1 protein-coding gene is annotated in these 424 nt (G+C 47.2%); it reads left to right on the plus strand.

Going from position 1 to position 424, the window contains the following annotated elements; all coding sequences use genetic code 11:
• Nucleotides 1–424, plus strand: a 424-nt coding sequence (locus KDM89_RS19940; protein ID WP_268977904.1) for an alpha-amylase family glycosyl hydrolase, incomplete at both ends; no start/stop codon positions are given.

The following is a 424-nucleotide window of genomic DNA, read 5'->3' on the forward strand; positions in this document are numbered from 1 at the left end:
TGGTGGCGTGAAGCAGTGATTTATCAGGTATATCCACGCAGTTTTGCGGACAGCAATGGTGATGGTGTCGGTGATTTGCCAGGCATTACTGCAAGGCTTGATTACATCGCTGCGCTGGGTGTCGATATCGTCTGGATTTCCCCATTTTTTAAATCGCCTATGGCTGATTTCGGATATGATGTTTCCGATTATTGTGATGTCGATCCGCTGTTTGGAACTTTGCGGGATTTCGATCTTTTGCTGGAAAAAGCACATAGTCTCGGTCTCAAAATTATGATCGATCAGGTGTTGTCGCATTGTTCGGATCAGCATCCCTGGTTTATTGAAAGCCGTGAGAGTCGTGACAATCCGAAAGCAGACTGGTACGTCTGGGCTGATCCACGTGCGGATGGGAATCCGCCGAATAACTGGTTATCGGTATTTG

Source organism: Cognatundibacterium luofuense (assembly GCF_018139685.1).
Taxonomy (GTDB): Bacteria; Pseudomonadota; Gammaproteobacteria; order Burkholderiales; family Burkholderiaceae_D; genus Undibacterium; species Undibacterium luofuense.